The following is a 26,655-nucleotide window of genomic DNA, read 5'->3' as shown; positions in this document are numbered from 1 at the left end:
GGAACTGACACCGACGTCCGGATGGATCTTGTGGCCGCCGTCATGAGTGGGAGAAATCCGCAGCTCCAGCCGCTAAAATAACGTCAAGGTGCGCCGGGAAGCCTGGTCGGCAACAGTATTCGTGTTGCCGAAAACCGGAGGATGCCGTGTCCGGCCCCAACCGTCCCGCGAAAGCCGTCGTCGCCGACTTCGCCCGCTATCTCCGCACCGAGACCACCGGCGGGCTGATCCTGCTCGGCGCCACCGCGGTCGCCCTGCTGTGGGCGAATTCGCCCATCGACGACGTTTACCGCGCGATCCGCGATTTCCGGCTCGGCCCCGAATTCCTGCACCTGAATCTGACGATCGGCGACTGGGCGAAGGACGGCCTGCTCGCGCTGTTCTTCTTCGTCGCGGGGCTCGAGCTCAAACGCGAACTCGTGGTCGGCGAACTGTCCCGGTTCAAGCAGGCGATCCTGCCGGTGGTCGCCGCGATCGGCGGCATGATCGTCCCGGCGCTGGTCGCGCTGTCCGTCGGCTGGGGAACGCCGGGCATCGAGCGCGCCTGGGCGATCCCGGTCGCGACGGACATCGCGTTCGCGCTCGGGGTCCTCGCGCTGACCGCGTCGAACCTGCCGAGCAGCGCCCGGGTCTTCCTGCTCTCGCTGGCGGTGGTCGACGACCTCGGCGCGATCCTCGTCATCGCGATCCTGTTCACCGCGAAGTTCGACCTCGTCGCCGCGGGGGTCGCGGTCGTCGCGCTCGCGCTGTACGCCTACCTGCAGCATCGCCGCGTCCGCAGCGCCTGGATCTACGTGCCGCTGGCCCTGATCACCTGGATCGCGGTGCACTCGGCGGGCATCCACGCCACCATCGCCGGCGTCGCGCTCGGCCTGCTCACCCGGGTCCGCGCCGACGAGGGCGAGGAGCACTCGCCCGCGATCCGGCTCGAACACCGGCTGCAGCCGTGGTCGGCCGCGGTCGCCGTGCCGTTGTTCGCGCTGTTCGCCGCCGGGATCACCGTGGACGGCGAGTCGCTCGGCGCGGTGTTCACCACGGCGTTGCCGCTGGCCGTGCTGATCGGGCTGGTCGGCGGGAAGCTGATCGGGATCTTCGGCGCCAGCCTGATCGCGGTGAAGTTCAAGCTCGCGGAGAAACCCCGGGGCATGGGCTGGCGGGACATCGGCGCGTTGTCGATGCTCGGCGGCGTCGGGTTCACGGTGAGCCTGCTGATCGCCGACCTCGCGCTCGACGGGGAAGCCGTCGAACTGGCGAAGGCGGCGGTGCTGATCGCCTCGGGCATCGCGTCGCTGACGGCCGCCGCGATGCTGCTGCACCGGAGCCGTGTGCACGCGCGAGAGGATCTCTGACGCGACACTCCCCGGTCCGCCGCGCCCGGGATCGGGGCACGTGGCACGATGACCGGTGTGAGCAGCCCCAAGCACGAACGTACCGGCCCCGACGGCGTGGGGGCCGTGCCCTACCTCCCCCTGTCGAGCGATGACGACGTGGTAGCGAGCGAGCAGTCCCTCGGGAAACTCGTCGGCGATGCCACACAGCACGTCTCGACGCTGATCCGCGCCGAGGTCGAGCTGGCCAAGTCCGAGGTTGTCGCGGAGGCGAAGAAGGGCCTCAAGGGCGCCATCTTCTTCCTGGTCGCGCTGGTCGTCGGGCTGTACAGCTCGTTCTTCTTCTTTTTCTTCCTCGGCGAACTGCTGTCCGAGTGGCTGATGCGCTGGGCGGCGTTCGCGATCGTGTTCGGGCTGATGCTCGCCACGACGGCGGTCGCGGGCTTCCTCGGGTACCGCAAGGTGAAGAAGATCAAGGCGCCGGAGCGCACGATCAACAGCTTCAAGGACACCGCCGCCGCGTTCAAACCGCGGCACGAAGACGCGCCCGCGGACCGCGACTGACGGTTTTCGAGTAGGTGCGGGCGACTCCGGATCCGTCGATCGTCCGGATCGACGGTCCGTGGACCCATCGTGACGTCTCGGCGAACGGCATCCGGTTGCACGTCGCCGAACTCGGCGACGGACCGCTGGTCGTGCTGCTGCACGGGTTCGCCGAGTTCTGGTGGACCTGGCATCACCAACTGACCGCGCTCGCCGACGCCGGTTTCCGCGCGGTGGCGGTGGATCTGCGCGGCTACGGGGACTCGGACAAACCCCCGCGCGGCTACGACGCCTGGACGCTCGCGGGCGATGTCGGCGGGCTGATCAAGTCACTCGGCGCGCGCAAGGCCCATCTCGTCGGGCATGCCTGGGGCGGCATGCTCGCGTGGACGGTCGGCGCGCTGCACCCCCGGCTGGTCTCCTCGGTGACCGTGCTGGGAGGAGCGCATCCGCTGGCGTTGCGCCGGGCCGTCAAACGGCCGGGACAGCTCCGGGCGTCGGGACATCTGTTCCGCTTCCAGGTGCCGATGGCACCGGAGAAATGGCTGGTCAAGAACGACGCGCTCGCCGTCGAGGAGCTGTTCCGCGACTGGTCCGGTCCACAATGGACGGACACTCCGGACTTCACCGAAGCCGTCCGGGCGTTCCGGCAGGCGATGCTCGTGCCGGGAGTGCCGCACAGCGCGCTGGAGTACTACCGCTGGGCGTTCCGCGCGCAGTTCCGCGGCGAAGGCCGCCGATTCAGCGACGCGCTGCGAGGCCGCTTCGCTCCGCGAGTGCTGCAACTGCACGGCGAAGAGGACCGGTGCGTCCTGCCCGAGACCGCGGCGGCGTCGCGGCGCTGGGCCCCGGACGCCCGGCTCGAGCGCTGGCCCGGCATCGGGCACTTCCCGCATCTGGAGGCCCCGGACCGCACGTCGGCCGCCCTGCTGGAGTTTCTCCGTACCCTGGAGGCATGACCGAGCGCAAACCGACGGGCGTGTCGTTCGAGTCCTGGGTGGACCGGCAGGTCAGCGCCGCGCAGGCGAAGGGCGAGTTCGACGACCTTCCCGGCGCGGGGAAGCCGCTGCCGAAGACCGACGGCAAGGACACGGCCCTGGCCTGGGTGGTGAACAAGGTCCGCGCGGAGGGGCACGACGTTTCGGCGCTGCTGCCGCCTTCGCTGGCGATCGCGAAGGAACTCGAAGACCTGCCGGACACGCTGGCCCGCGTGCGCCGGGAAGCGCGGGTGCGGGAGATTGTCGAGGACCTGAACGAACGGATCCGCGCCGAGCACCGGCGGCCGGCGGGCGGACCGGTGCTGCGGGCGCGGCCGCTGGACGTGGAGGAGACCGTGGCTTCGTGGCGCGAAAGCCTCCCGTCAGACTCCTGACCCACACTCCTCACGTGCAATGAAGGGGCCTTTCATAGCAAATTTTGCTATGAAAGGCCCCTTCATTGCACGCGCGGGCCAGCGGAGCTCAGTTCGCGCAGGGACCGGTCGAAGTGTTCGCGCTCAGCGACGGAGCCGTGTCCACCACCGGCCGCACCTGTTCGGAGGTCAGCGTGAAGCCGGTCTCCGGATCCTCGACGGCCGCGCCGAAGACGACCCCGATGACCTCGCCGTCGGGGTTGATCATCGGCCCGCCCGAGTTGCCGCTGCGGACCTGCCCGCGCACGGTGAACACGTCGCGCTGCACGGTGTTGGACTCGTAGATGTCCGGTCCGCGCAGGTTGATCCGGCCGCGCACTCTGGCGGGCGACGCGGTGTACGGGCCGTCGAGCGGGTAGCCGAGCACGATCGCGTTGTCGCCCGCCCGCGCGACCCGCGGCGTGAACGGGAGCACCGGCGCCTGCAGCCGCGGCACCGCGAGCACGGCGACGTCGGCCTCGGGGTCGAAGTAGACGACCCGGGCCGGGAACTTGCCCGAGGTCGACTCGATGGCGACCTCGTCGGTCCCCGCGACGACGTGCGCGTTCGTCATCACGCGCTGCGGCGCGATGACGAATCCGCTGCCCTCCAGCGCCCGCGAGCACGAAGTCGCGTTGCCGCGGATCTTCACGACGCTGCCGTGCACCTGTTTGACGATCGCGCTCGCCTGCAGCGCGGTGTCCGGCGGGCTCGTGTCCTGCACGTTTGGCTTCTGGAACGGGTCCACAATGGACGGGAAGCCCGACTTGTCCAGCAGTTTGCGCAGTTCGCTGGGGAAGCCCTGCGCCGCTTCCGGCATGACGTCGTTGACGCCGCCGAGCACCACCGAGCTGTTGATCGACTTCGCCAGCCCCGGAACCCCCGAGACGGCCGTGAGCGGCGTCGCGATCAGCCACGCGACCACGAACACGACAGCCGCCTGCACCACCGCGCCGAGCGTCTTGTCGACACCGGAAAGCTTGTCCGGGTTGATCTTCTGGCGCAGTTTCCGCCCGGCCCACACGCCGAGGGTCTCGCCGAGCGCCACCAGGAACACCACGGTCGCCACCGCGAAGGCGACCTTCGCCGCCGGATGCTCGAAGAGCTCGACGACCAGCGGCGCGATCTTGATCCCCGCGAGCGCGCCCAGCACCACCCCGACCAGTGACGGCAGGGCGATGATCACCCCCTGGAACGCGCCGGACACGCCCGCCAGCAGCGCGAGCAGGATCACCAGTACGTCGACCCAGTTCACCGGCGCCTACTCCTTCTCCGGCACTTGCCGCCCGTCGACCCGCGCCTGATGTTCGGCCAACGCTACGTCAAGCTCCCGGACATCGCCGTGGTCCCAGTCCCGTTCCCAGCCGCCGAGCGACAGCGTCATCGCCAGCAGGCCGCCCGTGAAGCCCCAGACGAACATCCCGCTCACGTCGAACGCGGGGCCCTTCCAGCCGAAACCCTTGCGCACGACCTGGAACCGGTTGGCCGGGTCGGCGAGTTCGGCGACCGGCACCCTGGCCACCGCGGCCGTCTCGCCGGGGTCGACGGCGTGCACCGGCGACGGCGTCCGCCAGTAGGCGAGCACCGGCGTCACGGCGAATCCGGACACCGGCACGAACAGCTCGGGGAAGACCGCCACCGGCTGCACGCCCGAGGGCACGACACCGGTCTCCTCCTCCGCCTCGCGCAACGCCGTCCCGACCGGCCCGTCGTCGCCGGGCTCGGCGCCCCCGCCGGGGAACGCGACCTGGCCGGCGTGCGAGCCGAGGGTGTCGGCGCGGCGCTGGAGAAGGACGTCCGGCCCCTGCGGGCCCTCGCCGAAGAGCATCAGGACGGACGCGGGCCGGTAGCTGGCGTCCGGCGGCACGCTGAACCGGCTGAAGGTGTCCGCGCCGACGTCGCCGCTGATCTTGACCAGCGATCGCAGCCAGGCGGGCACGTCCTCCGGATCCACGAGAGGGCCGGTCATGGGGTCCCTTCCACAGCTGCGCGCACCTGGTCAGTGTTCAGGAAGACGCGTGGGTTCTCGATGAGCCGGACGTCGCCCGCCGCCGTGACCAGGTACGTCGCCGGAAGAGAGGAAGGGACCTTTAGTGCCGTCCGCGCCGGCCCTGACTGCCCGTCACCGTCGAACACGGACGGCAGCCGGACCCCCAGTTCGGACAGCAGCGCCAATCCGTCGGCCCCGGAGCTCGCGACTTGGACGAGGAGCACCCGCGCGGCGCCCGGCAGCGCCGCGTACTCCTGGAGCAGCGGCAGTTCGGCGCGGCACGGCCCGCACCACGACGCCCACAGGTTGACCAGCACGGGACCGCCCGAAAGCACCTTGGCGAGGTCGACCCGGGAGCCGTCGCCGAGGCATTCGACGTCGACCCCGCGCAGCTTCGCCACCTCGCCCGGCCCGGGCGGCGGGCAAGGCGCGAGCGCGGCCTTCGCGCGGGCGGCCGTGAGATCCCCCGACGTCTTGACCGGCGCCTGGCCGTCACGCGTGGTGAGCAAAGCGACGATCAGGGCCACCACCAGCACGGCGGCGGCGAGGGCGAACTTGGTGACCCTCGTCACCGGCCCGCCGCCAGCTCGAGGATGTGGTCGCGCTCCTCGCCCTTGACCAGCTTCGCGGCCTCTTCGAACCCTGTCGGGCCCGTTCCGTACGAGGGGCACATCTTGGCCAGCGGACAGGCGCCACAGGCGGGTTTGCGGGCGTGGCAGACGCGACGGCCGTGGAAGATCGTCCGGTGCGACAGGAGCGTCCACTCCTTGCGCGGGATCAGCTCGCCGACGGCGTGCTCGACCTTGACCGGGTCCTCCTCCTCGGTCCAGCCCCAGCGGCGGACCAGGCGGCCGAAATGGGTGTCGACGGTGATCCCGGGGACCCCGAAGGCGTCGCCGAGCACGACGTTGGCGGTCTTGCGGCCGACACCGGGCAGCGTGACGAGGTCCTTCAGCTTGCCGGGCACTTCGCCGTCGTAGCGCTCCACCAGCGCCGCGCCCAGCCCGAGGACGGAGTTCGCCTTGGCGCGGAAGAATCCCGTCGGCCGGAGGTACTCCTCGAGTTCGGCGCGGTCCGCGCCGGCGTAGTCGGCGGCGGTCCGATAGCGCGCGAAAAGCGCGGGCGTGACCTGATTCACGCGGACGTCGGTGGTCTGTGCCGAAAGCACGACCGCGACCAGCAATTCGAGCGGGGTGGTGAAGTCAAGCTCACAGTGCGCGTCCGGGAACTCGTCGTCGAGGCAACGCTTCATCCGCCTGGCGCGTCTCACCAATGCGAGCCGGCTTTCACCCGTACCCCCCGCACGGGGGGCATTGGTGAGGGCAGGAGGCACCCCGATAGCCTACGGGCGCCATCGGACGAGCCAGTGGGAGCACCCGCCGGTCGACGGCCGACACGCCAGAGCACCACCTCGGCGCTTCGATCGAGGACGCCATGAGCGAGGATCTGGAGTAATGCACAAACTTTCGGAATTCCCAGGGCAGGGCTCATGACAGTCTGGTTCGTCATCCTCGTCCCCTTGGTGATCATGTTCTTCGCGCTGTTCATGGAACGCGTGGAGACCAGGCTCAAGCACGTCGCGGTGCAGGAGAACGAAGTCGAGGAGTTCCTCGAGCAGGCGCAGCCCAACGAGGTCAGGGCCCTTTACGGGCACGGTATCGGGCGCGCGCTCGAGCTGTTCCGGCTGCGCAGGCTGGGCGGGAAGGCGGCCAGGCTTCGCGCGCGACGCGTGCGGAGTTAGGCTCCACGTTCGAGCGAGATCGTTCACGGCCCGCGCGCGCCTGCGGCGTGCCGACGAGCGAACTCGCGCGCACGACCTAGACTGACGCGAAAAGTGATCGACGACACGGTCCTCGGCCGATGAGGATCGACGTCGTATCTCGATGAGGAGGCACCCGAGGTGGACGAAACCCTGGCCCGAGCGGGCATTTTCCAGGGTGTTGAGCCGGCAGCCGCCGAGGCGCTGGCACAGACCTTGGAATCCGTGGAGTTCCCTCGCGGGCATGTCATCTTCAACGAGGGTGAACCCGGCGACAAGCTTTACATCATCCAGTCCGGCAAGGTGAAGATCGGCCGCAAGTCACCCGACGGCCGCGAGAACCTGCTCGGCATCTTCGGACCGTCCGACATGTTCGGCGAACTGTCCATTTTCGACCCCGGCCCGCGGACGTCCAGCGCGACGACCGTGACCGAGGTCCGCGCGGTGACGATGGACCGCCCGGCGCTGCGGCAGTGGATCTCCACCCGCCCGGAGATCGCGGAGCAGTTACTGCGCGTGGTCGCCCGTAGGCTGCGCCGGACGAACAACATGGTCGCCGAGCTGATCTTCACCGACGTCCCCGGCCGGGTGGCACGTGCGCTGCTGCAGCTCGCGCAGCGTTTCGGCAGCCAGGAAGCCGGTCTGCTGCGGGTCACGCACGACCTGACGCAGGAAGAGATCGCCCAGTACGTCGGCGCTTCGCGCGAGACCGTCAACAAGGCTCTCGCCGACTTCGCGCACCGTGGCTGGCTGCGGCTCGAAGGCAAGAGCGTCCTGATCCTGGACCCGGAGCGCCTGGCGCGCCGCGCCCGCTAGATCTTTCCCCGCAACTGCCGCAAGTAGTCGACTACTTGCGGCAGTTGTGCGTTCAAGTACCGCATCCAGAGGACGAAACGCCCCCACCCCGGCACCCAAACCCGCGTGGCCGGTGACCGAACGCTCCCCGCCCTAGAAGGTGACCGGCGGACTGTCTTCCCGGAAGCGCGCCAGCGCGACGGGAAGACTTCACCCCGCGCGCCTCTTTTCGGGCCGAAGGCCCACGGAAACATTTTGCGGGGCGCCCTTCACGCTGACGGAAGCATCACGCGTAGCCGCGCCCCGCGAAATTTTTCCGTCAGCGCGCGGCAAAAACAACGAAGAGCCGGGCGCCACCCCCGACGTGGCGCACCGGCTCTTCGCTGTGCGCGGACCATCCCCCGACGATCCGCGCTCCCCGCCCTCCGGAACAAGGCCCCGACCCGTACGCCGGAGGGAGCTGGAGACTTTGTGTTATGTCGTACAACCATCCACGGCCGTCGGCCGCGGATACAAGTTCTTTCACTCTCAAGGACGCCATCTGCGTCGATTTGTTGCCCCGAATGACCCAAAATAGGCCGACTGTTACCCGATCGTGACGAACTTGGCCACTTCAACGTCCGTAGTACCCCGAAAGCGGGGGTGACAAACCTTACCGCCACAGATCTGGTACTCGCGTACCAAAGTGTTCATACTGGTACGCGTGTCCCAGTCTGTGTCCGCTTCCGCCGAGAGCCACCGCACCTCCCTCGCCGACTACCGGGCCGCGCTGACCGCGCCCGGATCCCGCGGGGCGGTGATCGCGTCGCTGCTCGCCCGCCTGCCGATCGCGATGATCGGCATCTCCGCGCTGCTCTACGTCCAGCGTGAGACAGGCTCCTTCGCTTCGGCCGGACTGGTGTCGGCCGGGTCGTTGGTGGGTGTCTCCGTCGGAGCGGTCGTGCAGGGGCGGCTCATCGACCGCTTCGGCCCGACGAGGCCGCTGCTGGTCACCACGACGTTCTTCGCGCTGGCGATGACCGCGCTGGTGTTCGCGATCGAGGCGCACGCGCCGACGCTGGTGCTGGTCCCGCTCGCCTTCGGCACCGGGATCACCGAGCCGATGGTCGGTTCGGCCTCGCGGGCGCTGTGGACCCGCCTGCTGCCCGCCGGTCCGACGCGGAACGCCGCGTTCTCCTACGAGGCGATCAGCATGGAGGTCTTCTTCATCCTCGGTCCCGGTTTCGCCGGGTTGCTGATCGCCGCGCCGTGGGCGGGCACCGGCATCGTGACCGGGTCGCTGACGATGATCGCGGGCGCGGTGCTGTTCGCGCTGAGCCCGACGGTGCGGGCCTGGGGACCGGCGCCGTCGTCGGGCGGGAAGCTGCTCGGCGCGCTGGCCAGCCCCGGGATGCGCACGCTCGCGCTCGCCGCGCTGGGCTTCGGCGCCGTGATCGGCTTCGTCGAGGTCGCCGTCCCGGCGGCCGCCACCGAGGCGGGGAACACCTCGATCGGCGGGCTGCTGCTCTCGGCCTGGTCGGTCAGCTCGGTCGCGTTCGGTGTCGCGTACAGCCTGCGGCCGTGGCCGCGTCAGATGGGCCTGCGGCTGCCGGTCCTGCTGGCCGGGTTCGGCGCGCTGGTGGCGCTGCTCGCGCTGCCGGGTTCGCTCTGGGGCCTCGCGCTCGCCATGCTCGCCGCGGGTGCGCTCATCACCCCGCAGTCGACGACGCATTCGGCGGCCATCGAGATCGCCGCGCCGAAGGGCACGGCGGCGGAGGCGTTCGGCTGGGTGCTCACCGCGGTGACCCTGGGCCTCGCGTTCGGGCAGTCGATCAGCGGGTACCTCGTCGAGCACGCGGGGCACGAAGCGGCGTTCCTCGCCGCCGGCGGCGTCGGGTTCGCGCTCGCCGCGGTGGTGTGGCTGCTGCGCGGCACCTTCCGCCCCCAGCCGTCCGGAACCGTCGCCGAAGCCCCCGAACTTGTCGGTGCCGCCCGCTAGCTTGCGGGCATGGACCTGACTGCCGCCACCCGCTCCCTCTCGTCCGCCGTTTCCGCCGCCGCACGGCTGCTCTCGGCTCGCTCCGGCCTGCTCCTGCGGGCCGGGCGGGACGGGCTGACCGTCGGCGGCAACGACAGCGAACGGGCGGTCCGCCTGACCTGTGACGCCGTCGTCCACACCGACGGCGAGGTCCTCGTCCCGGCCGGGCCGCTCGCGGAGACGTTGCGCATGCTCGAAGACGACATGGTGCGCCTGGTCGTCGAGGGATCGCGGCTGGCCGTGCGGGTGGAAGGCGGCCGGTTCGCGATGCCGTTGCTGAGCCGCGAGCTGCGGCTCCAGGAGATGCCGCCCAAGGTGTCCGAAGTGGACGGTGCCGCGCTGGCGACGGCGTTGCGGACCGTCGCGGGCACGGCGGCCAAGGACGACGCGCTGCCGATGTTCACCGGTGTCCGCGTGCAGAGCTTCAGCCGCGAGCTGCGGCTGACGGCGTCCGACCGGTACCGGATGGCCGTCGCCACGCTCCCGCTGCGCGCCGAAGGCGAGCCCGTCGACGCGCTCGTCCCGGCCGGCCTGCTCGCCGAGACGGCGAAGCAGGCGCGCGGCGTCGTCGGCCTGCACGGCGACGGGACCAGGTTCGGCCTGAGCTGGGCGGGCGTCACCGTCACCACCGCCGTGCTCGACGCGGGATTCCTGTCCGAGAAGCTGATCGAGTCGTCCACTGTGGACACGACCGTCGAGGTCGCCGCCGACGCGCTGGCCGCCGCCGTGCGCCGGGTGGGCGTCTACGCGGACGACCGGCGGGTGCTGACGCTGGAGGTCGGCGACTCGCACCTGCGGCTGGCCAGTTCGAAGCAGGACACCGGGGAGGCCGAGGAGACGCTGAAGGCCGAGGTCTCCGGCGGCCGGACTTCGCCCTCGTTCCAGGCGCGCTATCTGCTGGACGCGCTGCAGGGTTTCGCCGGGGAACGGGTGCGGCTCGACATCCAGCCCGGGATGCGGGCGTGCGTCATCCGCTCCGCGGAACCGGGCGAGGTGGAGCTCACCTACTACGTGATGCCGATGCTCCCGCGCTGACGCACCCAGTGCAATGAAAGGCCCCTTCATTGCAAATTTTGCAATGAAGGGGCCTTTCATTGCACTCTCGCGAGCGCGAAGCGGCAGATCAGACCGAAGCGGCCTTCACGGCGGCCTCGATCTCACCGAACGAAGGGTTCACCATCGCCGTCGAGCCCACGAAAACCGTCGGCACGACCTCGTTCCCGTCGGCCACCGAGCGCACCCGCGCGGCGGCGTCCGGGTCCTCCCAGATGTTGACCCGCTTCACCTTGAAACCGCTCTTCGACAGCGGCCGCTCCAGTGCGGCGCAGAACCCGCATCCGGGGCGCCAGTAGAACTCGACCTCGACGTCACTCATTCGCCGTCCTCCGACCTCAGGTAGTCCAACTGTGCCCGCACGCTCCACTCGGCGGGCGCCCACAAAGCCTTGTCGACGTCGGCGTAGACGACCTCGACGACCTGGCGCGGTGTGGCGTCCGCACCGAGTTCCTTCAGTGCCGAACGCACCTGGTCCAGCCGTTCTTCCCGGTGCGCCAGGTATTCGCGCGCGGTCGCGGCGAGGTCGGGCAGTTCCGGGCCGTGCCCGGGCAGCCCGGTGGTGCCCTCGGGCAGTTCGATGAGTTTACGCAGCGAGCGCAGGTAGTCGCCGAGATCGTGCAGCACGGTGGTGCCGCGGCCGAGGATGGTGTCACCGGTCAGGATCTGGCCGTCGGACACCAGGCAGATCGAGTCGCCGGTGTGCCCCGGTGTGTGCAGCACCGAGAGCCGCAGACCGGCCGCCTCGATCACATCGCCGTCCACAAGGGACTTCCCGCCGATACAGAGCGCCTCGTCGAAGGCCCGCACCGGAGCGCCGACACGCTCGGCGAACCAAGGTGCGCCCTCGGCGTGGTCCGGATGATGGTGGGTCAGGATGATCAGATCGACGTCGCCGGTTTCCGCCAGCAGGGTCAGGTGCTCGACGTCCTCGTGACCGGGGTCGACGACCACGGAACCGGACGCGCCCGCCCCGCGCAGCACCCAGGAATTGGTGCCCTCCAGCGTCATCGACGACGGGTTGTTCTCCAGCAGCACGGACGCCGTCGGCGTCACCCGGCGCAGCACGCCGTACGCGGGGGCGCTCATGCGCGGTCCATGACGACGCGGACCTTGTCGCCCTCGCGGACCAGCGTCGGCATGATCTTCACGATCTCGCGTTCGACGGCCCTCGCCGCGGCGGCCGAGTCGAACCCGCCCAGTTCCGAGAGCGTGATCCAGGTCGGTGGCATGAGCATGCGGCGCCCTTCCTTGGCGTCGGCGATGGCCTCTTCCGGCCGCTGCCAGCCGGTGCTGACGGCCTCGGAGGTGGCGCTGTCCGCCTCCTGCCCCTCGGGCAGGACGGCGACGAAGAAGCAGGTGTCGTACCGGCGCGGTTCCTGGGGCGGGGTGAGCCAGTTCGCCCACGGCCACAGGAGATCCGCGCGCAGCGTCAGGCCGTTCGCTTCGAGGAACGCGGCGAGGGAGAGTTCGCGGGAGACCAGCTTTTCGCGGGCTTCCTGATACGGCGTCGTATCGGTGACGACGGCGTCCCCGATGCTCGCGAGCAGTACGCCCGACTCTTCGAAGGTCTCCCGCACGGCCGCGCACACCAGGGCGCGGGCGAGCGATTCCTCGCAGCCGAAGCGTTCCGCCCACCAAGCGGGCTCCGGGCCCGCCCAGCTCACCGAAGCGTCGACATCGCGGGAGTCCACGCCGCCGCCGGGGAAGACGGTCATCCCGCCCGCGAACGGCATGCCCTTCACCCGGTGCTGCAGGAAGACCTCGACGCCGCGCGCGCCGTCACGGAGGAGGATCACGGTCGCCGCGTCCTTGGGCGTCACCGGCTCGCCGTCGGCGTTGGCGCGGGTGCCCACCCCGGCCCCCACCGGGATGTCGAATGTCAGTTCTTCAGCCACACCCGCAACCTAACACTGTGTCTGTCTGTCGAGCGCTGCCGCAAACACGCCGAAAGGGCACCCTCCGCAGGCAACCGGAGTCGCGTGTGGATGCGCCCTTTCATCGAGTTTCCGGGGGCCTCCGGCCCAAAAGAGGGCGCTCGACGAAGTCTCCGTCGGGCGCTGAGCGCCCTTGGGGAGACGGCAATTCGTCCTCTAGTTGCGATAGTTGCGCGTGCAACCACCGCATCCAGAGGACGAATTGCGTGGGACTCGTTAAGACCAGCTAGAGCCGCTAGAGCGCGAAGCACCGTTCAGCCGGATCTTCGCCGCTTCGGCGCGCTCCCGTTCCGCGAGCTCGGCGTGCAGCTCGCGCAGGAGCGCACGGTCGCGCTCGCTCAGGCTGGGGTCGTCGAGGTCGAGAGCGGGCAGCTCGACGACCTCGTGCATGCTCGGCTTGCCCGAGGCGATCTCGCGGCCCTTTTCGGGGTCCTCCTTGAGCGCCTGGCGCAGCTGTGCCACTTCGGCCGGGGTCAGGTCGGCCGTGCGCTCGGCACGGGTCTCCGCCCGCGACTTGCGCGGCGGCGCCTCCGCCGGAGGCACCACCGAAGACGGCGACGACGTGGCCGTCGCGGGTGCCTGCACGATCGGCACCACCGGCGCGATCGGCTCGACCGGTTCGTGGCCACCGCCGCCGACCGGCCGCAGCCCGTGCCTGCTCGGCTGCTCCTTGGCAGGCTCGGGAGCCGGGGCGGGAGCGGGCGGCGGGGTCATCGGCTCGGACCGGTAGTCACTGGTGTGACTGCTCCCGGTGACCCAGACCGGGCTCGCGGCCGAAGACGCGGCCTGGTGGTACGCGGACCGCGCGACACCGGGCCCCGCGACCTCGACGACCGAGCGGATACCCGCGCGGCGAAGCGCGGTGTCCACCCGGAACGCGACCGCGGGCGGGTTGCCCTCCGGGCCGATCTCGACCAGGACCACCCGCTGCGGCAGCGCGCCGGGCACACTGCCGGCGGGTGTGTTCCGCCACACCGCGTGCACCGACCGGACGTCCGGCAGCACCTGCAGGGTGCGGTCGAGCGCCTCGGCGAGGCCGAATTCGGGCTGGTTCTCGCCGGTGAACCGGTGCGTGAGCACCGACTCGTCCTCCTCGACGAGCAGGTCGTTCGCCAGGGTGGCGTCGGACCGGCTCATCTCCAGGACGAGCGCGAGTTCACGCTGTTCGGACGAGCTCACCGGGATCTTCCCCGCGATCAGGGTTCCGGTGGTGAGCTCCACCGCTTCGTCGATGTGCGCACGCGCGATCAGCTCACGCGCTTCGGTCAAAGCACTGTCGTCGATTCGACCCGCCAGGGCCAGTAACAGGTTGTGCAGGCGCAGGGGCACCGAGAACCCGTCCATGGGCGGGCCGTCGTGGACCTCCACCATTGCTCTGCTCCCTCCCGGCTCGCCTGGTGGTGCGAGCGTTAAGCGGCGACCAGCCGACTTCCGGTGTCCACCGCGCCCACACAGACCAGCTCGGAGTTGGCGAGCGCGGTGCGGTGATAGCCGGTGAGGTCGATGCTCGGCGGGAGAACCTCGACGCCGGGCTCCTCGTCACCCAGCACGCGCAGGACGCGCTGCAGTTCGCCGGTCAGCCTCGGCAGACCGTTCGTCGCCGTGACCAGGAGGACTCGTTTCGCCCCACCCTCGCCGACCACACCGAGGTGTCGCCAGCTTTGCCGCACTTCACCCACATCCGGCCGTCCCCGCAACGTTGCGTGGATCAATACGGACACAGAGTCGACGGAGTTCACCCATTCGGGCGCACTCTGCGTGAATGTGTACCTGGTCTCGGTGACGTCGTCTACCCCCAGGGTCGAACTCACCTGGTGCCAGTCGGCCCCGTGCGGAATGAGCCCGGCGACTAGCAGGCGATACTCGGTTTGGTCCAGGTCGATCCTGTGCTTAAGCAAAGACCGGGGCAGGGTCCGCGCGAGCGTGCCCATCGCGCCCTCGCCCAGCCAGTCGCGGAACCGCCACAGGAGCTGGTCCGGCAGGCGTCCCGCCAGCCGGAGCAGGAGCTCGTGCGACGACTTCTCGATGTCCGGGTCCATCTACTTCACCTCCACGATCAGTTCGATCTCGACCGGCGCCCCGATCGGCAGCTCGGCGACCCCGACGGCCGACCGGGCGTGGATGCCCGCCTCGCCGAAGATCTCGCCGAGCAGCTCGGACGCGCCGTTGATCACCGCGGGCTGCCCGGTGAAGCCCTCCGCGGACGCCACGAAACCGACGACCTTGACCACGCGCGCGATGTTGTCGAGCCCGGCGACCGAGTCGACCGCGGCGAGGGCGTTGAGGATCGACGTCCGCGCGTACTGCTTCGCCTCTTCGGGGCTGACCTCGGCGCCGACCTTGCCGGTCGCTTCGAGCTCGCCCTTCACGATGGGCAGCTGCCCGGACGTGTAGACGTACGAACCGGTGCGGACGGCGGGCACGTAGGCCGCCAGCGGGGCGGCGACGCCGGGCAGTTCGATACCGAGCTCGGCGAGTCGATCGCTCCAGGTCATGGCTTCAATCCCTCAGTTCTTGGCTCGTTTGAGGTAGGCGACGTGCTGCTCGCCGGTCGGGTTCGGGAGCACGGTGACGAGCTCCCAGCCGTCCTCGCCCCACTGGTCGAGGATCTGCTTGGTGGCGTGGATCAACAGGGGGACGGTCGCGTACTCCCACTTGGTGGCGCTCATGCCCGGGAGCGTAGCCAAACCGGCAAGAGCGCCCCACACACATGCGCGAAACCCTCTCGCGACCGGCTCGCCGATTTCCCGCCGATGTGTTTCACTTCACACCTACTCGGGAGTAGATAGGACGTTGACATGCGGACAACGAAGTCCCTCGCCGTCGCCTGCCTGGCCGCGGCCCTTGCCCTGATCTGCGCTTCACCGGCGAACGCCGACGAGAAACTTCCCGTTCCGTGGACCCTCGCCGCGGCGCTGCCCGCGCAGGCGGCCGATCCCGGCGGCCCACCGCCCGGCGCGAACGATTTCGGCTGCCGTCCCAGTGCCGCCCATCGGAACCCGGTCGTGCTCACCCACGGCCTCGGCGCCAACCAGACGGTGAACTGGCAGACGTTCGGCCCGCTGTTGAAGAACGAGGGGTACTGCGTCTTCTCCTTGACCTACGGGGTCCCTGGGAAGCCGCTGCCGATCTACCAGCCGGGCGGGCTCCTCCCGATGGAGCAGAGCGCGAAGGAACTCTCGGCGTTCGTCGACAAGGTGCTCGGCGCGACCGGGGCGTCCGAGGTGGACATCCTCGGGCATTCCGAGGGAACACTGATGCCTTCCTATTACGTGAAGTTCCTCGGCGGCGCGTCCAAAGTGGACAAGTACGTCAGCCTGACCCCGCTGTGGGACGGCACGACGTTGTTCGGCGCTTCGCACCTGTACGCGCTCGCGAGCGCGCTCGGCCTGGCGCCCGGGATCAACGGGATCCTCGACCCGGTCTGCGGCTCGTGCCGCCAGTTCCTGCGTGGTTCGGAATTCCTCACGAACCTGCGCTCCGGCAACGGGATCTTCCAGCCGGGCGTGACCTACACGAACATCCTCACCCGCTACGACGAAGCCGTCGTCCCGTACACGAGCGGGCTCGGGAAGGGACCGAACGTGAAGAACGTCGTCCTGCAGGACCGCTGCCTGCTGGACCTGGCCGAGCACGCCGGGGTGGCCGCCGACCGCAACGCGGCCGGGCACGTCCTCAACGCGCTGGACCCGGCGCACGCGAAGCCGGTGCCGTGCGTGCCCGCGACCCCGATCGGGAGCTGACCGCTCCGCTAACGTGAGGTCCCGTGGAGACCTGGCGTGTGGTCGCGACCGTCCTGCTCGCCGCGGCCGGGCTGCCGCTGGTGCTGGTCCTGATGGCCAAGGCCAGGGACCGCCGGGACAGCTCGGGAGCGGTCGCGATCACCGGCGCGGTGGCCTTCGTGGTCCTCCTGCTGCTCGGTGTGGTGATGCTCACTGTGTTGCCCGGCGTCCTGACCTGGGTCATCGTCGCCGTGGTCGCGGCTGCGCTCGGCGTCATGATGCTGGCGAGCTGACCACTCAATTAGGGTGGGACCGGTGAGCACTCCCCTTGCCGGCTGGACCGACGAACTCGCGAGAGCCAGGCTGCATTTCGTCACCGGTAAGGGCGGGACGGGCAAGACCACGCTCGCCGCCTCCCTGGGCCTCGCGCTCGCCAAGGGCGGGCGACGCGTGCTGCTGATCGAGGTCGAAGGCCGCCAGGGCATCGCCCAGCTCTTCGACACCGAGCCGCTGCCGTACGCCGAGCAGCGCATCGCGGCCGTCCCCGGCGGCGGTGAGCTGCGCGCGCTGCACATCGACGTCGAGGCCGCGCTCCTCGAATACTTCGAGATGTTCTACAACCTCGGCTTCGCGGGGCGGACGCTGCGGCGGATGGGCGCGATCGAGTTCGCCACCACGCTCGCGCCGGGTCTGCGCGACGTCCTGCTCACCGGGAAGATCAAGGAATGCGTCGGCCGCACCGAATCCGACGGCCGCCACACCTATGACGCCGTCGTCGTCGACTCGCCACCCACCGGCCGGGTCGTGAAGTTCCTCGACGTCACCAAGGCGCTGACCGATCTCGCCAAGACCGGCCCGATCCGCGGCCAGGCCGACGGCGTCGTCCGGCTGCTGCATTCCGGCGAGACCGCCGTCCACCTGGTGACGCTGCTGGAAGAGATGCCGGTGAGGGAGACCGTCGAAGCGGTCGCCGAACTCGACGGCGCGGATCTGCGCCCCGGCGCGGTGCTGGTCAACCGGGTCCGCCCGCCGCGGCTGCCCGCCCGCTCGGTGACGGCCGCCGCCGACGGCCGCGTCGACGCCTCGCGCGTCCGCGCCGGACTCGCGTCGGCAGGGCTGGACCTGCCCGAAAGCACCCTCGACGCGCTGGTCGAGGAGACCGTCGAGCACGCCGTCCGGGTCGCGGCCGAGCAGCGCGCCCGCGAACAACTGTCCGAAGCGGACCTTCCGGGTCTCGAACTGCCGGATCTGACCGACGGGGTCGACGTCGCGGCGCTCTACGACCTCGCCGAAGCGCTGACCGAGCAGGGGGTGCGCTGATGCCGGACGACATCCTGGAGATCGACAAGCTGATCGACGATCCGGAGAGCCGGGTCATCGTCTGCTGCGGGTCCGGCGGCGTCGGCAAGACGACCACCGCGGCGGCGCTGGCGCTGCGGGCGGCCGAACGCGGACGGCAGACGGTGGTGCTCACCATCGACCCGGCCCGGCGGCTGGCGCAGGCGCTCGGCCTGCGCGAACTGGGCAATCACCCGAAGCAGGTGCAGGTCGAAGGCTTCGAGCCCAAGGGCGAGCTCTGGGCGATGATGCTCGACATGCGCCGCACCTTCGACGACATGGTGCGGGTGCACGCCGGCCCGGAACGCGCCGAACAGCTTCTGCAGAACCCCTTCTACCAGACCATTTCCACGTCGTTCTCCGGCACGCAGGAGTACATGGCGATGGAGAAGCTGGGGCAGCTCGCGGCCACCGACGAATGGGATCTGATCATCGTCGACACGCCGCCGAGCCGGTCCGCGCTGGACTTCCTCGACGCGCCGACGCGGCTTTCCAGCGCGCTCGACGGCCGGATGATACGGCTGCTCACCGGCCCGGCCAAGGCGGGCGGCTGGGGCCTGCGCAAGGTCGTCAACGCCGGTTTCTCGATGTTCGCGAAGGCCGTCTCGACGATCATCGGCGGCCAGCTGCTGACCGACGCTTCGGCGTTCATGCAGGCCTTCGACAGCATGTTCGGCGGCTTCCGGGAACGCGCGCGCAAGACGTCCGAACTGCTGCGGTCCGGCGGGACGTCGTTCCTCGTGGTCGCCGCGCCGGAGCCGGACGCGCTGCGCGAGGCGTCCTACTTCGTGGAGCGGCTTTCGGAAGAGAGCATGCCGCTGGCCGGACTGGTCGCGAACCGGACGCATCCGGTACTCGCCCCGCTGTCCGGTGCGGAGGCCGTCGCGGCCGCCGAGCAGCTGGCGAAGGGCGAGACCAGCGCACCGCTGGCCGAAGCCGTCCTCCGCCTGCACGCGGACCGGGTCGCGCTGGCCGATCGAGAGACGCGGCTGCTCGCCAGGTTCACGCGGGCGCATCCCGAGGTCCCGCTGGTGCGGGTGCCCGCGCTCCCCAGTGACGTGCACGATCTCGAAGGCCTGCGCGACATCGGCACGCGGCTCGCGACACAGTCCTGAGCTTCCGTGAAGGACCTCTTCCCTACCTTGGACTCAGGGAAGGGGTCCTTCACGGAATGATGATCACGAGACTCGGACGCGTACGTCTTCCTCTTCGTCGATCCCGGTAAAACTGCGCTTCGCCGCTTCTAGCAGGTCCGCCCAGCTGGAAACGTCCGGCCGCCGCCTCAGCAGCGCCCGCCGTTCCCGTTCGGTCATACCTCCCCAGATGCCGAAGTTGATCCGGCCATCGAGCGCTTCGGCGAGGCATTCCGTCCTGACCGGGCAACCGAGGCAGACCGCCTTGGCCCGGTTCTGTTCCGCCCCCCGGACGAACAAGCCGTCCGGATCGGTGTCGCGGCACGACGCATTGACTCGCCAGCTCGACTGGTTGGTTTCCATACCCCCAGCTCCCTACCCTGGTGTTCGACACACCACGGGAGGACGAAAAGCCTGCGCTCCTGCCCCCATGAGCGTGTCTCCCTTGTGCTCACGTCGGTTGAGCCGGCACCTCCCCGGTGCCGGGTGCCTCCGTTCGGTCGAATGCGACTGCCGCTCGCACTCACCCGTCTGTCGGCTTTTTCATACGTGAGACGTTGACGGACTGTAAGGGCCCTCGGTTCCCTCCGCCAAGCCCTAGAATGCCTCCGACTACCAGCCGTCACCTCATGGGGTCGGTTTCGTGACCGAATACCCACCCACAGCGAGGTGACGTCACGGTGGGCTAACGGGATCCGCGTACCCTGGTCCGCGTGCGCAAAACGGACGGTCTGCTGAAGCTCATTGGCCTGTGTGTGCTCGCGGGGGTGCTGGTCGCGGGGATGTTGTTCCCGGTGGCGGGCGCCGCGGGGGTCCTTTCCAACCAGGCGAGTGAGACCGTCGACAAGACATCGTCGGATCTCGCGGACATCCCGCCGCCCCTGGTGACGACTATCACCGACAACACCGGCAAGCAGATCGCGACGCTGTACAAGCAGTTCCGCATCCCCACCGTCGAGACACAGATCAACGACGCCATGAAGTGGGCGCTGATCTCGGTCGAGGACAAGCGCTTCTACGAGCACAACGGGGTGGACTGGAAGGGCACGCTGCGCGCGGCGGTCAGCAACAGCACCGGCGGGGACACGCAGGGCGCGTCGACGCTGACCCAGCAGTACGTCAAGAACTACCTGATCAACGTCGTCTACCGGGACGACAAGCCGGGCCAGAAGCGCGCACAGGAGCAGTCGGTCGCCCGGAAGCTGAAGGAAGCCCGGATCGCGATCCAGCTGGAAACCAAGCTGAACAAGATGCAGATCCTGACCGGCTACCTGAACGTCGTCGAGTTCTCGCGTGAGATCTACGGCGTCGGCGCGGCCGCGAACGCGTACTTCAACACGCCCGTCGAGAAGCTCACGGTGCCGCAGGCGGCGTTGCTGGCCGGTCTGGTGAACAACCCGATCGTCAACGACCCGTGGAAGAACCCGGCGAAGGCGACCGAGCGGCGCAACCTGGTGCTGGACCGCATGGTCGACAACCAGAAGCTCGCGAAGGTGGACGCCGAACGCTTCAAGGCCGAGCCGCTCGGCGTCGTCGAAGGCGGCCCGCAGAAACCCGCGTCGAACTGCACCGGGGCCGGTCCGGAGAACGGCTTCTTCTGCCAGTACGTCGAGGACTATCTCCTCAAGAACGGCATGACGAAGGACGACCTCTACACCGGCGGCTACCGGATCAAGACCACTTTGGACGAACGGGCGAACCACGAGGCCAAGATGTCGGCCGAAGCCCAGGTGAAGAAGACCCAGGACAACGTCGCGAACACGCTCTCGCTGGTGAAGCCGGGCAAGGATCGGCACGAAGTCGTGGCGCTCGCGGCGAACCGTGACTACGGGCTGCACGAAGACCAGGGCCAGACGACGTTCGCACTGCCTTCCGGCGTCTACAACACCGGTGGTGCCGGCTCGGCGTACAAGGTCTTCACCGCCGCCGCGGCCTTGGAAGCGGGCGTGGCCGGGATCAACAGCCCGCTCCCGGTGCCCGACTTCTACACCTCCAGCGTGTTCGGCGGCGGTGGCAGCAAATGCGCCCCGACCGGGCCTCCGATGCGCTCTCGCTGGTACTGCCTCGGCAACGCGGGTGACTACAACCCCGCCGGCGGGGCGATGTCGATGCAGCAGGCGCTGGCGACTTCGCCGAACACCGCGTTCGTGGCCCTCGAGGAGAAGATCGGGAGCACTGGGCCGGTCGTCGAGATGGCGCGCAAGCTCGGCATGCGCGACACCATGGCCAGCAACCTCGGCGGTGGCGCCGTCGATCCGAAATCCGACAACCCCGGTGCCAACGCCAGTCAGCTCCAGGCCTTCGGCCCGAGGCCCGGCTGGCCCGGGAACGCCTCGTTCACCCTCGGCCCGGCGCCGTTGAGCGGCCTGGAACTGGCGAACGTCGGTGCCACGATCATGAGCGGCGGCGTCTGGTGCCCGCCGACCCCGCTCGCCGGCGTCACCGATCGGGACGGAAAGCCGGTGCCGGTCAAGGAAGCCGCGTGCGAACAGGTGGTGCCCGAAGGGCTCGCCAACACCCTCGCGGTCGGTCTGAGCCGGGACAGCGCGCCCGGCGGGACGTCCGCCACCGCGGCGGGCAACGCCCGGTGGAACCGGCCGGTGATGGGCAAGACCGGAACGACGCAGAGCAACGGTTCGGGGACGTACCTCGGGGCCACCCCGCAGCTCGCGGGCGCGGCGATGGTGTTCCGCCCGAAGGGCGGGAACGGCGGTCTGTGCTACCTCGGTCCGGGCAACGTGACCACTCGCGGCTGCGAAAACATGTTCGGCGGCAAGACGCCGGCGCAGACCTGGTTCGGGGCGATGTCGAAGATCCTCGAAGGCCAGGAAGCACTCCCGCTGCCCGCACCGGACCCGAAGTATCTGGGCGGCGGACGCTGACGTCACTTTCGTAGTCGGCTTCGCGAATGCCGGAGAATGGCGAAGCCGACTACGAAAACCGTCGATCAAGCCGGAAGTCTTTTCCTACCGACAAGGCGGCGGGACGAAATTGAATCGGCCATTCGGAAGCCGCTCCGACACCAAAACGTGTCCTTCGGCCACCAAGGCCTTACCCACCAGCGACGACCACCTAGAGTTAACAGCATCTCGCATTGTGTAACTACCAGGCGGCGTTGAGGGGAACACTGGTTGGCGCGTTCGCAGCCAGCGAGTGCGACACCCGACGCCGACTACACACAGCGAGCGAAAGAGGCCATTCAAGCGATTCTTCGGCATCGCCGGAATGGGGGCGGACGATCACCACCGATGAGCACGTAAACTGGACATTGTGAGCACGCTGAGTAACAACAGTACGTCGGGGGCGATGGTACGGCGCTTGGCCGTGGGAACCGTCGCTCTGGGAGCCGCGACCCTCGGTTACGCAGTCGGTATCGAAAGGCGCCGGTGGACGCTTCGGACCGCGGAGCTTCCGGTCCTCGCCGCAGGGGCGAAACCCTTCACGATCCTTCATATCTCGGATCTGCACATGCTCCCTGGTCACGTGAGCAAGCAACGCTGGGTAGCCGCGCTCGACGAACTCGACCCGGACCTCGTCGTCAACACCGGTGACAACCTGTCACATCATCAGGCCGTGCCGTCCGTGCTGCGCGCGCTCGGCCCCCTGCTGAACCGGCCCGGCGTGTTCATCTTCGGCAGCAACGACTACTACGCACCGAAGCCGAAGAACCCCGCGCGCTACCTCATGCCGAAGGGCAAGAAGAAGCGGATCCACGGCGAGCACCTGCCCTGGCGCGACCTGCGCGCGGCCTTCGTGGAGCACGGCTGGGACGACCTCACGCACGTCCGCCGCACCATCGAGGTCGCCGACCAGTACGTGTTCACCGCCGGTGTCGACGACGCCCACCTCCGCCGCGACCGCTACGCCGACATCGCGGGCCCCGCCGACACCGGCGCCGCCGTCCGGATCGGTGTCACCCACTCCCCGGAGCCCCGCGTCCTCGACGAGTTCGCCGGCGACGGCTACGACCTCGTCCTCGCGGGCCACACCCACGGCGGGCAGCTCCGCGTCCCCGGCTACGGCGCCCTCGTCACCAACTGCGAACTCGACCGCACCCGCGCCCGCGGCGCGTCCCGCTGGGGCGCCCAGATGTGGCTGCACGTCTCCGCCGGTCTGGGCACGTCGCCGTACGCCCCGGCCCGCTTCGCGTGCCCGCCCGAGGCCAGCCTGCTGACCCTCGTCCCACGGGGTACGACCAGCGAGAACCACCGGAAAGCAGCCCCCCGCAAAGCCCGAAACACCGTCCGCTAAACTTCTCCTCGACCCGCTAAGAAGTATCCGGGGTGTGGCGCAGCTTGGTAGCGTGCCTCGTTCGGGTCGAGGAGGTCGTGGGTTCGAATCCCGCCACCCCGACGCTAGATCAAGAAGGCCCCCGCTCGCAGAAATGTGACGGGGGCCTTCTTGCGTTGCGTTCAGCGCCGCGGCCGAACGACGCTTTCGCCCGCGCCGCATACGGGAAAGCCCCCCTTCGCTCGCCCCCGAGCAGCCCCCGCCACTCCCAGGGGGGCGACCCCGGATCCAGCGTATCGGCAGGGGGTGTCGGGGCCCGGGGAAAGCGGGGGCGACGGGGCTGGTTGTCCACAACGGCGGGTGACTGTGGACAACCGGGGTCCCCTGACAACCGGGGTCCCCTGCGCCCAATGTGGCATTGGGGACGCTGAGGGTCCCCAATGCCACATTGGGGGCACGGCAGCGAGGGCACGGCAGCGAGGCGGCAAGTGAGGAAAAGGGGTCAGCGGGTGGCGAGAAGCTCGGTCCAGCATTGCGCGAAATCCCCGTCCCCCGAACGCGCCCAAGACCACGCCGAGCGGGCGGCCGAAGCGAGCTGATCCCGGTCCGGGGTCGTCGCGGTTTCCAGCGCCGTCACCAGACGCTCCTCCACATACGCCGCCAGCGCCCGGTACGTCGCGTCCGTGCGGTAGCGGGTTTTCGTTCGCACGTCGGTGAAACCGGCCGCCGTGACCGCGGCGGAGATCGAGCGCCCGGCGAACGGATCGCCACCCGCGCGACGGCACAGCAGATAGTGTCCGCGAAGGGCGGCATCGACATTCGCCGTCTTCGGCCGCAAACGCGCCCGACTCCAGTCCGATGTGGACAGTGCGAGCGTGCCGCCCGGTTTGAGCACCCGCCACAGCTCCGCCAGCGCGGCGCCCGGTTCCTTCAGATGCTCGAAGACGGCGTGCGCGAAGAGCACGTCCACCGAAGCCTCGGCGAACGGCAGCGCGCACGCGTCCGCCACCAGAAAGTCCACTGTGGACTTTCTGTGCCCGTTGTCGATACCGAGGGTGATCGAACCCGGCCCGCAGCCGACGTCGACGAACCCCATCCCCGGCCCGAACAGCGGTTGCGCGAACACGGCCCGTTCGACCGCCTGGCGCGCTGACCGCGCGGACACCGCGGCGCGCGGCGCGTTTCCCTCCAGCACCCCGCACACAGTACGGCTCCGGAGTGGCAGGATCGAGGGGTGAGCACGCAGCCAGGCAATGAATATCCGCCCGCGGCGGTCCCGGACCGTCTGTTCGACGACGCCGAAGCCGAGGCCAGGTGGCGGGCCCGCTTCCACGCGCCGCGCATCTCGGTCCCCGAGTGGGCCATCGACGCCCCTGACGCGAACATCTACGTCTCCAACTCCAGCGGCGTCTGGGAGGTCTACTCCTGGGACCGCTCGACCGGCGAGCACCGCCGCGTCACCGACCGGCCGAACGGCACCATGCACGCGACTCCGTCCCCTGACGGGCGCTGGATCTGGTGGTTCGACGACACCGACGGCGACGAGTTCGGTTCCTGGGTCCGCGAACCGTTCGCACCGGGAGCCGCCGCCGAGCGCGCGGTGCCGGACGTCCACGACGGCTACCCCGCCGGACTCGAGATCGGCACCCGCGTGATCGCCGTCGGCGTCTCGACCGACGACGGCAGCGAACTCTTCGCCCACATCGGCGGCGAGACCACGAGCTTCTACCGGCACGAGGACGACGCCGGGATCGCGTCGCTGTCCCGCGACGAGTCGCGGCTCGCGATCTCCCATTCCGAGCACGGTGATTCACGACACCCCGCGCTGCGCGTCCTGTCGACCGACGGCTTCGCCACGGTTGCCGACAAGTGGGATGGCGAAGGCAAGGGCCTCGGCGCACTGGAGTTCTCCCCGGTCGCGGGTGACCAGCGCCTGCTGGTGCTGCACGAGCGGCGGGGCCGCGAGGAACTACTGATCTGGGACACCGCCGAGGACACCGAGCGGGAGATCGAGCTCGACCTCCCCGGCGAAGTGGTCGCGGGCTGGTACCCGGACGCGCGGGCGCTGCTGGTCGTCCACTTCCATCAGGGTCGCAGTTCCCTGCACCGGTACGACCTCACGAGCGGCGAATTGTCCTCTTTGGACACCCCACCCGGCCGGATCGGCGGCGCCGGGGTGCGGCCCGACGGCACCGTCGAGTACTCGTGGTCCAGTGCCGCGCAGCCGACGGCGGTGCGCGCGCGGACCTCGGACGGCACCGACTCGGTCCTCCTCGAACCGCCGGGTGAGCGGGCGCCGGGATCCGCGCCCGTCACGGACGCGTTCGTCGACGGGATCGGCGGGCAGATCCACGCGCTGGTCTCGCGTCCGGCCGACGCGCCAGAAGGCCCGCTGCCGACGGTCTTCTCCTTGCACGGCGGGCCGCACGCGGCCGACGAGGACCGGTTCTCCGCGTACCGCGCGGTCTGGCTCGACGCCGGATTCGCCGTCGTCGAGGTCAACTACCGCGGCTCGACCGGCTACGGCTCGGCCTGGCGCGACGCCATCGAAGGGCGTCCCGGCCTGACCGAACTCGAAGACGTCGCCGCGGTGCACGACTGGGCAGTCCAAAGTGGACTTTCGGATCCAGCGAAATGCGTGGTGAACGGCGCTTCGTGGGGCGGCTACCTGAGCCTGCTGGCGCTGGGCACCCAGCCCGCGCGGTGGGCGGCGGGGATCGCTGGAGTGCCCGTCGCGGACTACATCGCCGCGTACGAGGACGAGATGGAGCAGCTGCGCTCGTTCGACAGGGCGCTGTTCGGCGGTTCGCCGGAGACGGTGCCCGCGGTGTACCGGGAATGTTCGCCGATCACCTACGTCGAGGCCGTGACGGCGCCGGTGCTGGTGCTCGCCGGGGACAACGACCCGCGCTGCCCGATCCGGCAGGTCGAGAACTACCTCGACAGGCTCGCGAAGCGCGAGGTCCCGTTCGAGTTCTACCGGTTCGACGCGGGCCACGGGTCGCTGGTGATCGCCGAGACGATCAAGCAGACGGCGATCGAGGTGCACTTCGCACAGCGGGCGGTCGGGCTTCGCTGACCCCGGGTTTCGGGCCGGTTGTCCACAGCGGAAACGCGTTGTGGACAACCGGCCCCGCCCAGCCCGCGATCGGCCGGAAACGTCCTACCCCCGCGATACGCTGGGTGCGGGGCCGTCCCCCAGGGAGGGCGGGGGGCTGGGGTGGGGTCAGCGGTCCGAGAAGAGGGTGCCGCCGGCGGCCCAGTGTTCGGCGGGGATCTCGTTGATGGTCACCCAGACGCCGTCGGGGTTGCCGCCGCAGGTGCGGACGAAGGCGTCGGTCACCTCGCGCACGAGGGCCTGCTTCTGTTCGGCCGTGCGGCCGGGGAACATCGAAACACTGATCATCGGCATGAGCGCAC

At 69.6% G+C, this 26,655-nt stretch carries 29 protein-coding genes and 1 tRNA gene; 16 read left to right on the top strand and 14 right to left on the bottom strand.

The features are described 5' to 3' along the window. The first annotated feature begins 146 nt into the window (after positions 1-146). Genes nhaA through IE302_RS23460 form a run of 4 tightly spaced genes read left to right on the top strand, consistent with a single transcriptional unit; the run spans position 147 to position 3,243 of the window. Positions 147-1,349: a Na+/H+ antiporter NhaA gene (gene nhaA, locus IE302_RS23475; RefSeq protein WP_191256623.1), complete on the top strand. Its 1,203-nt coding sequence runs from the start codon at positions 147-149 to the stop codon at positions 1,347-1,349. A 48-nt stretch (positions 1,350-1,397) separates the two neighbouring features. Then, positions 1,398-1,892 (top strand): phage holin family protein, encoded by a 495-nt coding sequence (locus tag IE302_RS23470; RefSeq protein WP_191256622.1) that lies wholly within the window; start codon positions 1,398-1,400, stop codon positions 1,890-1,892. Positions 1,893-1,906: 14 nt separating this feature from the next. Beyond that, complete coding sequence (locus IE302_RS23465; RefSeq protein WP_191256621.1) at positions 1,907-2,830, top strand: alpha/beta fold hydrolase; 924 nt, start codon at positions 1,907-1,909, stop codon at positions 2,828-2,830. Then, positions 2,827-3,243, top strand: a complete 417-nt coding sequence (locus IE302_RS23460) for a DnaJ family domain-containing protein (RefSeq protein WP_191256620.1) — start codon at positions 2,827-2,829, stop codon at positions 3,241-3,243. Before IE302_RS23465 ends, IE302_RS23460 begins: the two co-directional genes overlap by 4 nt. Before the next feature lie 88 nt (positions 3,244-3,331). Here the strand turns inward: IE302_RS23460 and IE302_RS23455 are convergent, their stop codons facing one another. The 4 genes from IE302_RS23455 to nth are packed head-to-tail and all read right to left on the bottom strand — an operon-like array spanning position 3,332 to position 6,503. Next, positions 3,332-4,516: a MarP family serine protease gene (locus IE302_RS23455; protein WP_191256619.1), complete on the bottom strand. Its 1,185-nt coding sequence runs from the start codon at positions 4,514-4,516 to the stop codon at positions 3,332-3,334. A 6-nt stretch (positions 4,517-4,522) separates the two neighbouring features. Further along, a complete protein-coding gene (locus tag IE302_RS23450) occupies positions 4,523-5,230 on the bottom strand; it encodes an NUDIX hydrolase (protein WP_191256618.1) in 708 nt (235 codons plus the stop codon). Further along, positions 5,227-5,823, bottom strand: coding sequence for a TlpA family protein disulfide reductase (locus IE302_RS23445; protein WP_191256617.1), 597 nt, complete (start codon positions 5,821-5,823; stop codon positions 5,227-5,229). The genes IE302_RS23450 and IE302_RS23445 overlap by 4 nt, the downstream gene beginning before the upstream one ends. Further along, on the bottom strand, positions 5,820-6,503 hold the full coding sequence (gene nth, locus IE302_RS23440) for an endonuclease III (RefSeq protein ID WP_191256929.1): 684 nt from the start codon (positions 6,501-6,503) through the stop codon (positions 5,820-5,822). The genes IE302_RS23445 and nth overlap by 4 nt, the downstream gene beginning before the upstream one ends. A 237-nt stretch (positions 6,504-6,740) precedes the next feature. Between nth and IE302_RS23435 the strand changes: the two genes are divergently transcribed. The 4 genes from IE302_RS23435 (at position 6,741) to dnaN (ending at position 10,857) form a co-directional block, all read left to right on the top strand. Continuing rightward, on the top strand, positions 6,741-6,992 hold the full coding sequence (locus tag IE302_RS23435; protein WP_005166943.1) for a hypothetical protein: 252 nt from the start codon (positions 6,741-6,743) through the stop codon (positions 6,990-6,992). Positions 6,993-7,151: 159 nt separating this feature from the next. Continuing rightward, the gene (locus IE302_RS23430; RefSeq protein WP_003081747.1) at positions 7,152-7,826 is read left to right on the top strand and encodes a Crp/Fnr family transcriptional regulator; all 675 of its coding nucleotides are present in this window, start codon (positions 7,152-7,154) and stop codon (positions 7,824-7,826) included. Between the two features lie 694 nt (positions 7,827-8,520). Further along, positions 8,521-9,783 (top strand): MFS transporter, encoded by a 1,263-nt coding sequence (locus IE302_RS23425; RefSeq protein WP_191256928.1) that lies wholly within the window; start codon positions 8,521-8,523, stop codon positions 9,781-9,783. 9 nt (positions 9,784-9,792) lie between these two features. Further along, complete coding sequence (dnaN, locus tag IE302_RS23420; RefSeq protein ID WP_191256616.1) at positions 9,793-10,857, top strand: DNA polymerase III subunit beta; 1,065 nt, start codon at positions 9,793-9,795, stop codon at positions 10,855-10,857. A gap of 88 nt (positions 10,858-10,945) precedes the next feature. On the opposite strand, the gene IE302_RS23415 is transcribed toward dnaN, so the two are convergent. The 7 genes from IE302_RS23415 to sp36 form a co-directional block, all read right to left on the bottom strand. Continuing rightward, a complete protein-coding gene (locus IE302_RS23415; RefSeq protein WP_191256615.1) occupies positions 10,946-11,197 on the bottom strand; it encodes a glutaredoxin family protein in 252 nt (83 codons plus the stop codon). Then, entirely contained in the window at positions 11,194-11,964 is a 771-nt protein-coding gene (locus IE302_RS23410; RefSeq protein ID WP_191256614.1) for an MBL fold metallo-hydrolase, read from the bottom strand. The genes IE302_RS23415 and IE302_RS23410 overlap by 4 nt, the downstream gene beginning before the upstream one ends. Continuing rightward, entirely contained in the window at positions 11,961-12,773 is an 813-nt protein-coding gene (locus tag IE302_RS23405) for an NUDIX hydrolase (protein ID WP_191256613.1), read from the bottom strand. Before IE302_RS23405 ends, IE302_RS23410 begins: the two co-directional genes overlap by 4 nt. 255 nt (positions 12,774-13,028) lie before the next feature. Continuing rightward, positions 13,029-14,183, bottom strand: a complete 1,155-nt coding sequence (locus IE302_RS23400; protein ID WP_191256612.1) for a hypothetical protein — start codon at positions 14,181-14,183, stop codon at positions 13,029-13,031. 38 nt (positions 14,184-14,221) lie between these two features. Then, positions 14,222-14,851 (bottom strand): hypothetical protein, encoded by a 630-nt coding sequence (locus IE302_RS23395; RefSeq protein WP_191256611.1) that lies wholly within the window; start codon positions 14,849-14,851, stop codon positions 14,222-14,224. Then, positions 14,852-15,307, bottom strand: a complete 456-nt coding sequence (locus tag IE302_RS23390) for a RidA family protein (protein ID WP_191256610.1) — start codon at positions 15,305-15,307, stop codon at positions 14,852-14,854. A gap of 12 nt (positions 15,308-15,319) precedes the next feature. Further along, positions 15,320-15,481, bottom strand: coding sequence for a Sp36 family protein (gene sp36, locus IE302_RS23385; protein WP_005166970.1), 162 nt, complete (start codon positions 15,479-15,481; stop codon positions 15,320-15,322). 129 nt (positions 15,482-15,610) lie between these two features. Between sp36 and IE302_RS23380 the strand changes: the two genes are divergently transcribed. The 4 genes from IE302_RS23380 to bagB are packed head-to-tail and all read left to right on the top strand — an operon-like array spanning position 15,611 to position 18,987. Then, positions 15,611-16,555: an esterase/lipase family protein gene (locus IE302_RS23380; protein ID WP_191256609.1), complete on the top strand. Its 945-nt coding sequence runs from the start codon at positions 15,611-15,613 to the stop codon at positions 16,553-16,555. Positions 16,556-16,578: 23 nt separating this feature from the next. Beyond that, positions 16,579-16,827, top strand: a complete 249-nt coding sequence (locus IE302_RS23375; RefSeq protein ID WP_191256608.1) for a hypothetical protein — start codon at positions 16,579-16,581, stop codon at positions 16,825-16,827. A 22-nt stretch (positions 16,828-16,849) separates the two neighbouring features. Continuing rightward, positions 16,850-17,854, top strand: coding sequence for an ATPase BagA (gene bagA / locus IE302_RS23370; protein ID WP_016337892.1), 1,005 nt, complete (start codon positions 16,850-16,852; stop codon positions 17,852-17,854). Then, complete coding sequence (gene bagB / locus IE302_RS23365) at positions 17,854-18,987, top strand: ATPase BagB (RefSeq protein WP_191256607.1); 1,134 nt, start codon at positions 17,854-17,856, stop codon at positions 18,985-18,987. Before bagA ends, bagB begins: the two co-directional genes overlap by 1 nt. Before the next feature lie 63 nt (positions 18,988-19,050). On the opposite strand, the gene IE302_RS23360 is transcribed toward bagB, so the two are convergent. Further along, on the bottom strand, positions 19,051-19,368 hold the full coding sequence (locus IE302_RS23360) for a WhiB family transcriptional regulator (protein WP_005166974.1): 318 nt from the start codon (positions 19,366-19,368) through the stop codon (positions 19,051-19,053). A 350-nt stretch (positions 19,369-19,718) separates the two neighbouring features. On the opposite strand from IE302_RS23360, the gene IE302_RS23355 reads away from it, so the two are divergent. From IE302_RS23355 to IE302_RS23345, 3 genes are all read left to right on the top strand, one after another. Continuing rightward, positions 19,719-21,887, top strand: coding sequence for a transglycosylase domain-containing protein (locus IE302_RS23355; RefSeq protein ID WP_191256606.1), 2,169 nt, complete (start codon positions 19,719-19,721; stop codon positions 21,885-21,887). A gap of 424 nt (positions 21,888-22,311) precedes the next feature. Beyond that, positions 22,312-23,256: a metallophosphoesterase gene (locus IE302_RS23350; protein ID WP_191256927.1), complete on the top strand. Its 945-nt coding sequence runs from the start codon at positions 22,312-22,314 to the stop codon at positions 23,254-23,256. A gap of 28 nt (positions 23,257-23,284) precedes the next feature. Continuing rightward, a tRNA-Pro gene (locus IE302_RS23345) sits at positions 23,285-23,358 on the top strand. Positions 23,359-23,737: 379 nt separating this feature from the next. Here the strand turns inward: IE302_RS23345 and IE302_RS23340 are convergent. Next, on the bottom strand, positions 23,738-24,430 hold the full coding sequence (locus tag IE302_RS23340) for a class I SAM-dependent methyltransferase (RefSeq protein WP_191256605.1): 693 nt from the start codon (positions 24,428-24,430) through the stop codon (positions 23,738-23,740). A 39-nt stretch (positions 24,431-24,469) separates the two neighbouring features. On the opposite strand from IE302_RS23340, the gene IE302_RS23335 reads away from it, so the two are divergent. Then, a complete protein-coding gene (locus IE302_RS23335) occupies positions 24,470-26,314 on the top strand; it encodes a prolyl oligopeptidase family serine peptidase (protein WP_191256604.1) in 1,845 nt (614 codons plus the stop codon). Positions 26,315-26,461: 147 nt separating this feature from the next. Here IE302_RS23335 and thmT read toward each other — a convergent pair whose 3' ends face one another. Continuing rightward, complete coding sequence (gene thmT, locus IE302_RS23330; RefSeq protein ID WP_093932328.1) at positions 26,462-26,647, bottom strand: 2-hydroxymuconate tautomerase; 186 nt, start codon at positions 26,645-26,647, stop codon at positions 26,462-26,464. Between the last annotated feature and the right edge of the window lie 8 nt (positions 26,648-26,655).

Source organism: Amycolatopsis oliviviridis (genome assembly GCF_014654365.1).
In the GTDB taxonomy this organism is placed as follows: Bacteria; Actinomycetota; Actinomycetes; order Mycobacteriales; family Pseudonocardiaceae; genus Amycolatopsis; species Amycolatopsis oliviviridis.
Note: the sequence above shows the minus strand (reverse complement) of the source record. Positions and strands in the feature narration are given on the sequence as shown.

Coding starts and splice junctions, on each gene's coding strand:
- IE302_RS23470 (WP_191256622.1), top strand. CDS start 1,398: ATGACCGGTGTGAGCAGCCCCAAGCACGAACGTACCGGCCCCGACGGC.
- IE302_RS23460 (WP_191256620.1), top strand. CDS start 2,827: ATGACCGAGCGCAAACCGACGGGCGTGTCGTTCGAGTCCTGGGTGGAC.
- IE302_RS23450 (WP_191256618.1), bottom strand. CDS start 5,230: ATGACCGGCCCTCTCGTGGATCCGGAGGACGTGCCCGCCTGGCTGCGA.
- nth (WP_191256929.1), bottom strand. CDS start 6,503: ATGAAGCGTTGCCTCGACGACGAGTTCCCGGACGCGCACTGTGAGCTT.
- IE302_RS23435 (WP_005166943.1), top strand. CDS start 6,741: ATGACAGTCTGGTTCGTCATCCTCGTCCCCTTGGTGATCATGTTCTTC.
- dnaN (WP_191256616.1), top strand. CDS start 9,793: ATGGACCTGACTGCCGCCACCCGCTCCCTCTCGTCCGCCGTTTCCGCC.
- IE302_RS23415 (WP_191256615.1), bottom strand. CDS start 11,197: ATGAGTGACGTCGAGGTCGAGTTCTACTGGCGCCCCGGATGCGGGTTC.
- IE302_RS23410 (WP_191256614.1), bottom strand. CDS start 11,964: ATGAGCGCCCCCGCGTACGGCGTGCTGCGCCGGGTGACGCCGACGGCG.
- IE302_RS23400 (WP_191256612.1), bottom strand. CDS start 14,183: ATGGTGGAGGTCCACGACGGCCCGCCCATGGACGGGTTCTCGGTGCCC.
- IE302_RS23395 (WP_191256611.1), bottom strand. CDS start 14,851: ATGGACCCGGACATCGAGAAGTCGTCGCACGAGCTCCTGCTCCGGCTG.
- IE302_RS23390 (WP_191256610.1), bottom strand. CDS start 15,307: ATGACCTGGAGCGATCGACTCGCCGAGCTCGGTATCGAACTGCCCGGC.
- sp36 (WP_005166970.1), bottom strand. CDS start 15,481: ATGAGCGCCACCAAGTGGGAGTACGCGACCGTCCCCCTGTTGATCCAC.
- IE302_RS23380 (WP_191256609.1), top strand. CDS start 15,611: ATGCGGACAACGAAGTCCCTCGCCGTCGCCTGCCTGGCCGCGGCCCTT.
- bagB (WP_191256607.1), top strand. CDS start 17,854: ATGCCGGACGACATCCTGGAGATCGACAAGCTGATCGACGATCCGGAG.
- IE302_RS23360 (WP_005166974.1), bottom strand. CDS start 19,368: ATGGAAACCAACCAGTCGAGCTGGCGAGTCAATGCGTCGTGCCGCGAC.
- IE302_RS23350 (WP_191256927.1), top strand. CDS start 22,312: ATGGTACGGCGCTTGGCCGTGGGAACCGTCGCTCTGGGAGCCGCGACC.
- thmT (WP_093932328.1), bottom strand. CDS start 26,647: ATGCCGATGATCAGTGTTTCGATGTTCCCCGGCCGCACGGCCGAACAG.